Genomic DNA, 8,839 nt, shown 5'->3' on the forward strand with positions numbered 1-8,839 from the left:
TCAGTCGTCCGCGACGATGACGTCCATTGGAATGTCGTGGGGTTGCGGATGGATCGTTCGGAGCCTGCTTCCGGCGTAACCCACTCCGATGACCAGTGGTCGTCTGGGAATCGCTGCGAGGGTCCTGTCGAAGAACCCACCGCCGTAGCCCAGGCGGTAGTTCGCTCCGTCGAAGCCGACCACCGGCGCGACCACCACGTCCGGCACGACCGAGGGGCCGCGTGATGGCACCAGGATGTTCCAGACGCCGCGTTCAAGCCGGTCGCCCGGCCTCCAAACCCGAAACTCCAGCGGCCAGCCTTTCCTGATGACGACGGGAAGCGCGATCCTGCCGCCGCGTTCGATGATCTTGATCGCCCAGTTGCGAAGGTCCGGCTCGCCGCGGAAGGGCCAATAGCCGCTGACGATGCGTCCGCTGACCTTGCCGATGGCGAGATCGAGGCGCGGAGCGATGCGGTCCGACCTGGCCTTCCTCTCGTCGGCGTCGATAGCGAGGCGCTCTTCGATCAATCTCTGCCGCTCCGCCTTGCGCCAGCGCAGGACATCGCTCCAGCAATCCCCCGGTCCCGATTGTCCGTCATACGCGGATGAAAGTTCGTGGGCAAAACAGGGCGGAGACGCGTATTCCCGGACTTCAGGATCGTTGCAGCTCTTCTCGGTCATTGCTAGCTCCGTGTCCGTGCGCCCCATTACGTCTGCTGGAACGTGCTCCGCAGGAAACAGGAAGGCAAACGGAATTAAATGCTGTATGAGTGCAAAATTATTGCATTAACAGGAGGAGTTAGTGGACATCGATCGCGCGCGCACGGTCCTTGAAATCGTCCATTCAGGCAGTTTCCTAAGGGCCGCGGATCGCCTGCATGTCACGCAGACCATTGTGAGCTCGCGCATACGCGTCGTTGCCTGGGGCGGTGAACTCAGTGTCTGGAATCCGCTCCTAGTCAGAGAAACTTGCCGAGGGTGTGAACGCCCGAGCCGGCGGCACGCCTGTCTACCCGCCTGCGTGGGCTTCGGCTCAGTCGAATATGTCAAACGGCGGCGGACTTACTCGTCGAACTGAGAAGGTCGCCATGATCTCGTTCGTCGCTTGCAATTCGACGGCGATTGCATATGTACCAACAAATGCCAGCTATTGCTGGATTCCGTCTCGGACGACAGGAAAGTTTACCATGGACGAACATGACGACCAGAAAGGCGCTTCGCCAGAGGACGTCCGTCACGCATTAAGAGGCTGGGGATTTTTCTTCGTTCTGATGACTTCTATATTTGGTGTCGCCTACGTCCTTGTTGAGATGTAGTAAAGATCTGCATCGCGACGGCTGAGTCTCATTACGACGGCGCTCGAGTCGTCTGGTGGAATATAGCCGACGATTTTAGGGGTCACGAGACCGCAATGGGGCAGACCCGGAAGAGAATATCGCAACGCCCCACGATGCTGTCCGGAAGTCAAGGCAGCGCCTCGTCCGCCGACGGGCACCGATCTGGGCCTCGGTTCATGCGTTTCAGTTTACTGTTTGCGGCCCTGCATGGCGGCAGCTCCACCACATTCGGAAGCCAGGAGTGCTGGTCGGGCTCGGCCCGCTGGGCTTGAGTTATATCCTGCGCGCCGAGGGAATGGGCTATTTCCGCAGGGGCGCCGCGGCTCCCCAGATCGAAGCGGGACAACTGGAGATCGTGGAGGGCGCGCCGAAATTCACCTAACTGGCTATGCTGTCTGTCCCAAGGCAGGCGAGGCGATAGCCGATATCTAGGAGGCGCTTCGAGGCCCGAAGCAAGTCGTCCTCCCTGGCGCGAGCTATGTGGCTGGAAGGATGGACGCCACGGATTGACCGAAAATGTTTTACCCATTCTACACCATCGGTCATTCGACCCGGTCGATCGCCGAATTCGTTGCCCTGCTGCGAGTTGGAGAAATCACCTTGGTGGTCGACATAAGGACCGTCAGACGCTCGCGGGCGAACCCGCAATTCAACAGCGAGGTGCTTCCGGAAAGCCTGGTGCCGTTCGGCATCGGGTATGAGTACATTGCCGAGCTTGGCGGCCTGCGCGGCAAGGCACACGACGTTCCACCGACGCTCAACGCATTCTGGATCAATCAGAGCTTTCACAACTACGCCGACTAGTCGAACCGGCTGATCATGACGTCACGGACGTTAACGGCACGCGCCGCTGCCTCGAGCCCCATCGCCTGGGTTTCCGCAGTGGCAGCGAGATAGACGAAGATCGCAACGAATATGAGCCGCACGTTGCCGGCGACGAGACCGGTGAAGCCGAAGGCGAAGGCGGCGAACTGGCCAACGGTCCCTGCAATCTCCGTCGCGCGCACGCGGTTGTAGCGCGTGGCGAGCAAGGCGCGCAGCACGCGCCCGCCATCCATCGGAAAGGCCGGAATGAGGTTGAACAGGACCGCCGACACGGAGGATCGGGTAGGACCACTGCATGATGTGACTCCGCCGGGGTCGGGAAGCAGGCCGCGCCCGCCGAGCATACCCCCGTCTGCAGTCGCATCAAGTGCCTCGTCATTCGTTCGAGCGCACGGGTCCGGCCGCCTGTCAATGCAAGGGATTTCATAGGCTCTTCCTCGTGGCCTGCTGAACCGCTTCGGGTTCCGACTCCAAGGCAGTCGGGCGGCAATGCGCCGCGTTTCAGCCAACTGTGCGCCGCGTCGCCATCCTCGCAATCTACCAGTCGCTCATCCGGCTCGTCACGGGAGGCTTGAACGACCGGCTTTCGGAACTTTCCCGCCGTCCGCTTTCAGTCTGCGGAGTGCGATAGCGGACGCTCAACTCAACCAGCCAGCGGCCGCATCTCTCGAATAAGATCGATAAGCAGGCGCAACGCGGTTGGGATCTGTCGACGGCTGGAATAGTAAGCATGAAACCCGCTACTCATCGATGCCCAATCGGCGAGCAAAGGCAACATTATGCCGCCGATTGGGCAGATGAAAATCCGTATGGACGAGGCAACCCTCGCGAACGGCGACATCAACAAAGTGCCGCGTACTCGATCGTGACGTTGGCCTCAAATCCCAGCTTGGCTAGAGCTCGTAGCTGCTGAACCCCATTCACCACGTCGCGCTCATCTGCACCAACTACGAGAGGTCGCGACGGTTCTACGTCGAACTCCTCGGCCTCGATCTGATCCGGGAGGTCTCTCGTGAGGAGCGGCAGTCATGGAAGGCGGATCTGCGGATCGGGTCCGTCCAGCTGGAATTGTTCTCCTTCCCTGCACCGACGATGCGGCCGTCCCATCCAGAGGCGACGGGTCTGAGACATCTGGCATTTGCCGTTGCGAATCTTGATCCCGTTATTATGCGCCTGGAAGCCGCCGGCGTATTTGTTGGTGTCGAAGCGAACCGTGCAGGTCTTCGACACCGAGGCCGGCACCGTGTGGAATCCGTCGAAGGGGCCGCGGTATTCGACCAACTTGCCGCGCTCCTCCTCGAACACGTTCCAGATCGTGCGCTCAGGCTGTTCGACATGACAGTGCGCCTTGGCGTAGGTGACGCACTTGTCCTGCAGCCAGGCGTTCAATTCCTCGTAGGTCTTGAAGCGCAGCCTGGGCGTGAAGAAGCGCTCGCGCACCAGCCCGACCTGGTTCTCGACCTGACCCTTCTCTCAGCCCGACGCCGGCGTGCAGGCTACCGGCTGCACCAGATAGGGGCTGCACATCTGGAGGAAGCGGCGATTATATTGCCGGTCCTTGCCGACGAACACCGTCTCGAACCAGGCGCCATGTACGCCATTACTCTTTGATGACGGCAGGCGGCCCTGCCAAAGACGTCGCGTTTGGATTTGCCCAAAACCATTGGGTGACATCGGTAGTCTGGTTGAGACAAGCTGCGATGGCATGCCGACGCTCCTACATAATGCAGGCGTCGACCTCGAACGTCAGCTTTTACGCCTCAGTGCAGCGGAGGTCGATGGCCGTCTGTTCAACGGTTTGCGATTTCGTTGAACATCGCGTATGTTCTACAAAGCTTATTTTTGTTGAGCACGCACGATGTTGGACCGTCATTCGACAATCGCCCATTCAGCCTATCATGATCTGCTTGCATCCTTGCGCGATGAGGCTATTGCGGAAATTCGTGGAACCCCGACCCGAGTAGACCGCGGGGGCCGAACCTACTGGTATGACACCTACCGTGTCGGCTCTGACGTCAAAAAGACTTATGTTGGGGAAGACAACGAAGAGCTCCGCACCCGGATCCAGCGCATTAGCGCCCTCCGAGAGGGACGCGAGAATCGCAGGCGCAACCGCGCCCGGCTGGTCCGACTTTTGCGTGCCGAGGGGTTTCTTGGCATCGACGCAGCCATCGGCAGCCTTCTGCACGCACTTGCCTCAGCCGGCGTATTCCGCCTTGGCGGGACCGTCGTAGGAACCCAGGCGTTCCGGCTCTACGAGGGTGAACTCGGCGTTCGTTTCACCTTCGACCAGACAGCCCAAACAGCCGACATCGACATAGCAAGCTTCGAGCGCCTTTCCTTAGCGCTTGAGGATACCGTATCGAGCCCGCTCGACCATGTCCTGAAGGATTTCTCATTTGAGCCGGCGCCCGCGTTAGAGCCCGGCAAGACATGGCGCTGGAAGCAAACGCGTAACGAGATGCTGGTCGAATTTCTGACGCCGTCCTTCACCGAAGACGAACCCCTGCGGCCATTGCCTGCCCTGGGAGTCCACGCTCAATCGCTGCATCACCTGAACTATCTGCTCGCCGAGCCAATCCTGGCCGCAGTCACATATCGCGACGGCGTTCTCGTCCAGATACCCAGGCCGGAACGCTTCGCGATCCACAAGCTCATAGTCGCGGACCGGAGACTTGATGGGCCAGACAGCCTCAAGGCGCTCAAGGATCGGCTCCAGGCCGAATTTCTGATCAACGTTCTGGCCTTGGACAGGCCGGATGATCTGCAGGAAGCCCTTGAGGATGCTCTGTTACGAGGAAAGCGCTGGCGCGAACGGATCAAGAAGTCGATCGACAAGTCGCCATCGCTTCAGGCTAGGCTGGGTCCGCTCACCTAATCGACAGTTGCATGTCCCGGGTACTGAAGCGCCATCAACCGAATACGAGCACTAAGCCGGAGGAGGCCGTGAGCGCGTAGCGGATGATCTACGGGCGCCTTGCTGCTTTGCCGAATCGCGCTCAGGAAGGCTTTAAACGCTCGAAGATTTCCGGAGCGAACTCATACTGCCACGCGGTTCCTCGCCCCGCCGGGCGGAAGGGCTGGGCAAGGTTCTGCCCCGACCCTCTAATTTGAATGCGGGCTGGTCAGGCGCAGGTCACCATCGGAGAATGCCGCATTATCGGTTCGAAGTCGTTTGGAACGGGGACAGCCTGGGGTAGGCCTGGCCACCATTAACCACGCGCGGAAGGAAGCGCTCAAAGCCACGACATCGCTGGCGAGGCGCGAGGGCGCCTGGAACCGGACCAGCAACCGCATCTCTGATTCCGGCTGCCCGTGTACCAAGCGCTGAACTCAACCCATCACGGGTGCTTTAGTCGGGGACCTTCACGCGCAGACCTATCCGCCGGCCCACCATGCCCGCTCCGCCAGGCCGGCCGCGGTCCAAAACAGCGCCCCGATACGGCGGCTTTGGCCGGTGATTTTGTCCGTCCAGGAGTGCGTCTCGTTGCCCGCGGCAACATCTTGGCCTTCGGCGGCTGCCGCAAAGTTCGATCCGACATCACTTCGTCAAAGCCATGGTCAGTACAATCCAGATTGCTGCAGCGCAGCGTGCACCGCTTCGACGCAAAACTCAAACGGACAAATGAGGTGTTTCCAACCGGATAGCTACTGACATATCGACTGATGGATTGTGGCGTTCCTTTTGGGCCAGTATCGAGCCTAGCGGTTGACGTCCCCCGGGATGCGAGTGACGGTTTCCGCGCCAAGGCCGGCAATGGTATTGCGCAAGGACGTCTCGAGATGCGTCTGGAGCGCCTTCATGGAGCCTGCCTGATCATGTTTGGCGAGCGCCTCATGTATCGAGCGATGCTGAGCGATCGCTTCTTGTCCTGCGCTAGGATGGGTGAGAGCCAAGAGCCCGCAGCGATCCATCACGGCCTTCGAGACGTCGATGGCCTTCCAGAGCATGGTAAGCCCGTTCACCTCCGCGATGTAGCGGTGAAAGTCATCATCCCAAGCAATGGCTTCATCAATACGGGAGCGCTTCACTGCGGTTTCATGGGCGTTGATGATGTCCTCCAGATCTTGGATCTGGCTGGTCTCGATCATTGCGGCCGCACGCTTGATGCTCTGAAGCTCAAGGGCGACCCGGATGATGTAGGCCTCCTCCATCTGCTTACGATTGATTTTGGACACAAACGTGCCGGTCTGAGGAAAGACCTCGATTAGGCCTTCATCACTGAGTTTCTTGAGCGCCTCGCGAACCGGGGTACGCGACATGCGGAGCTTCATCGCAATTTCGATTTCATTTACGAAGGCGCCCGGAGCCAGTTTCCCCGTGACGATAGCCTTGCGGATGAGCGTATAGACCTGATCCCGCAATGGGATAGCTCGGGTGAGCGAAGCGCTTTCCAGAAATTCGACCAGCTTGTGTTCGGCCGCCTTTGTCTGCTGGCTACTTATACTGTCTGATGTTTTCGAAGCCATCGACCTCAGTGCCCCTTTTCCGATGTGCTGGACGCGGTCTGTCAACGCGTACACTCAAATCGATGCTTACGATAGACGGGCTTATCAGAAAGGAAAACTCAGAAATCAAGAGAGCCATTGGACGAGACAGACTTGGCATCTACGCGTCAGGGCTCCATAAATGCCTATTTGTCGGCCTCGAGGAAGTAGGTCCGAGCGGTGCCGAACTTGTCGAAATCTTGGCCGCGCTCGACTTCACTTCGCGCAAGTGCGCTCTGCGCTGAAGCGGCAGCCGCTGGCCCTGTCAAGATATGCGAGCGTGCCGAGCGGCATTCGCTTGAGCGGTGGGCCAAAACCTCCCTAAGGCAACCGGCGGTCGTAACGTCGGCTCTGGGGTTTAGCGCGGCACGCATGCTCGCCGTTGAGAAGCTGATTAAGGATCGACAGCAGCCTGCCAAGCACGTTACGTGACGGGCCTAGCCTGCCTTTTTACTGGACGTCACTCTGGATGAGAGCCTTCATGCGGATGAGGCTTCTACCGGATGGGCGTACAAAGTACATGTATTGCGTTAACTAATTCATCGAATTGCACGTTGACGAACGCGGGGGAAAGTTAATAATGTCCTAATACAGGGGTGGCGTGAACAAGCTCTCGATCGGCAACAACGAGCGACGGCGCTACTGCGGGCAGGGAAAACGGGGCGCGGCATTCAAAGCCGTTGCAGCCATAACCATGAGCCACCGTCTGTCTGTGAACCGCCATTGTGGGGTGGCCGTCACTCCGGTTGCGCTTGGTTGCATGGCATTTTGATCATTTTCCTCTCCCCGCGAGACTGGGCGCCGATTCGTTCGGCATGGGGTGGTTTGTCGTCGGTTCGACGGCATTGAGCGGCGCCGAGGCGTCCGCCAAGGGGTGGGAAAGATGGCTACGACTGTTGGCACGAGCAGCAACGACAATCTGGTTGGCGGCAGCGGAGACGACATTCTGTCCGGGGGCGCCGGAAGCGACCGTCTGAATGGCGGATCTGGTGCGGACACGCTCGACGGAGGCTCGGGCTTCGATACAGTCTTGGGCGGCTCTGGCGCGGATACACTTATCTATCGAGCTTGGGAAAATCAGTACAAGATTGGCGGCCAGGTTTACGGCACGGGCACAACGACCGGGCAAACGATCTTTTCCGGCTACGATGTCTATGACGGCGGCAACGGAAGCGCTGCCAAAGGCACAGCCGAGATCGATACGCTTTTCATCTATCTAAGCAATGACCAGCTCAATAACGCCTCGTTTATGGCGACGCTTAACAATGAGATTGCTCAGTTCCGCGCTTTTATCAGCGCAAATTCGAACACCAATACCGGCCAGGCGGGCCAGGCAGAATTCACCTTCACCAGCATCAATTTGAAAGTCTCCGCGATCGAGCAGGTTGTCGTCGCCCGTGACCCAGGCTCACCTGTCGGAGTTAACGACACCAACGCCGCGGATCAGGTGCGCGAGGCCGGTGTTGGCCCGGGAAATACACCTATAGCGGGCGATCCCACAGCCGCGGGCAACGTGCTGTCTAACGATACGGATGCGGACGATGGCCAGGCGTCCTTGGTTGTCTCGGCGGTTCGGACAGGTCCGGAATCCGGATCTGGAAATGGGGGGACCGTCGGATCTCCGTTGGTTGGCACCTATGGTTCACTTGTTCTGAATGCGAACGGAAGCTACACCTATACGCTCAACAACACCGATCCCGACACCAACGCGCTGGCGCAGGGCACCACTGTCACCGAGGTGTTTACATACACCGTCCGTGACCCCCACGGGTTGACGGATACGGCGCAGCTGACCATCACGCTGACCGGCACCAACGACGCCCCGGTGGCGGTCGCCGACACCAATGCCGGCCTTGAGGACACCACCATCAGCGGCAGCGTCGCCACCAACGACAGCGATGTCGATGACGGCGCGACCCTGACCTACACCTTGAACGCCCCGGTCGCCGGCCTGACGTTCAACGCCGACGGCAGCTACAGCCTCGACGCCGGCAATGCCGCCTACCAGCACCTGGCCGCCGGCGCCACCACCGACGTGGTGGCCAGCTACACCGTCACCGACGAGCACGGCGCGACCTCGGTCGCCTCGCTGACCATCACCGTCACCGGTGTCAACGACGCCCCGGTGGCGGTCGCCGACACCAATGCCGGCCTTGAGGACACCACCATCAGCGGCAGCGTCGCCACCAACGACAGCGATGTCGATG

Annotated in this window: 8 protein-coding genes and 3 pseudogenes; 7 read left to right on the top strand and 4 right to left on the bottom strand. The window is 59.8% G+C overall.

What is annotated here, in order from left to right:
* Window positions 1–663: a 5-formyltetrahydrofolate cyclo-ligase gene (locus ABID26_RS20350; protein WP_292299130.1), complete on the bottom strand. Its 663-nt coding sequence runs from the start codon at window positions 661–663 to the stop codon at window positions 1–3.
* 121 nt (window positions 664–784) lie between these two features.
* On the opposite strand from ABID26_RS20350, the gene ABID26_RS20355 reads away from it, so the two are divergent.
* From ABID26_RS20355 to ABID26_RS20370, 4 genes and pseudogenes are all read left to right on the top strand, one after another.
* Window positions 785–1,060: a LysR family transcriptional regulator gene (locus ABID26_RS20355; protein ID WP_126098403.1), complete on the top strand. Its 276-nt coding sequence runs from the start codon at window positions 785–787 to the stop codon at window positions 1,058–1,060.
* 109 nt (window positions 1,061–1,169) lie between these two features.
* A complete protein-coding gene (locus ABID26_RS20360; protein ID WP_354416155.1) occupies window positions 1,170–1,298 on the top strand; it encodes a hypothetical protein in 129 nt (42 codons plus the stop codon).
* Between the two features lie 262 nt (window positions 1,299–1,560).
* Window positions 1,561–1,701 carry a hypothetical protein gene (locus ABID26_RS20365; RefSeq protein ID WP_189521462.1) on the top strand — a complete coding sequence of 47 codons (141 nt, stop codon included), beginning with the start codon at window positions 1,561–1,563 and terminating at the stop codon, window positions 1,699–1,701.
* 134 nt (window positions 1,702–1,835) lie between these two features.
* Window positions 1,836–2,120 (top strand): annotated as a pseudogene (locus ABID26_RS20370) (DUF488 domain-containing protein); the annotation flags it as partial.
* On the opposite strand, the gene ABID26_RS20375 reads toward ABID26_RS20370, so the two are convergent.
* Window positions 2,120–2,416, bottom strand: a complete 297-nt coding sequence (locus ABID26_RS20375) for a site-2 protease family protein (RefSeq protein WP_354416157.1) — start codon at window positions 2,414–2,416, stop codon at window positions 2,120–2,122. The pseudogene ABID26_RS20370 and the gene ABID26_RS20375 sit on opposite strands and share 1 nt — an antisense overlap.
* A gap of 664 nt (window positions 2,417–3,080) precedes the next feature.
* On the opposite strand from ABID26_RS20375, the pseudogene ABID26_RS20380 reads away from it, so the two are divergent.
* Window positions 3,081–3,317: pseudogene (locus ABID26_RS20380) on the top strand (VOC family protein); the annotation flags it as partial.
* Here ABID26_RS20380 and ABID26_RS20385 read toward each other — a convergent pair.
* Window positions 3,291–3,722 (bottom strand): annotated as a pseudogene (locus ABID26_RS20385) (IS21 family transposase); the annotation flags it as partial. The pseudogenes ABID26_RS20380 and ABID26_RS20385 overlap by 27 nt on opposite strands.
* Window positions 3,723–4,002: 280 nt before the next feature.
* On the opposite strand from ABID26_RS20385, the gene ABID26_RS20390 reads away from it, so the two are divergent.
* Window positions 4,003–5,022 carry a nucleotidyltransferase family protein gene (locus ABID26_RS20390; RefSeq protein ID WP_126098406.1) on the top strand — a complete coding sequence of 340 codons (1,020 nt, stop codon included), beginning with the start codon at window positions 4,003–4,005 and terminating at the stop codon, window positions 5,020–5,022.
* An 824-nt stretch (window positions 5,023–5,846) separates the two neighbouring features.
* Here ABID26_RS20390 and ABID26_RS20395 read toward each other — a convergent pair.
* Complete coding sequence (locus ABID26_RS20395; protein WP_354416159.1) at window positions 5,847–6,659, bottom strand: GntR family transcriptional regulator; 813 nt, start codon at window positions 6,657–6,659, stop codon at window positions 5,847–5,849.
* Window positions 6,660–7,515: 856 nt separating this feature from the next.
* On the opposite strand from ABID26_RS20395, the gene ABID26_RS20400 reads away from it, so the two are divergent.
* Window positions 7,516–8,839 (top strand): VCBS domain-containing protein (locus ABID26_RS20400; protein WP_354416161.1); only part of this gene is annotated, 1,324 nt, incomplete at its 3' end.

Source organism: Mesorhizobium shonense (assembly GCF_040545255.1).
Lineage (GTDB): Bacteria > Pseudomonadota > Alphaproteobacteria > Rhizobiales > Rhizobiaceae > Mesorhizobium > Mesorhizobium shonense.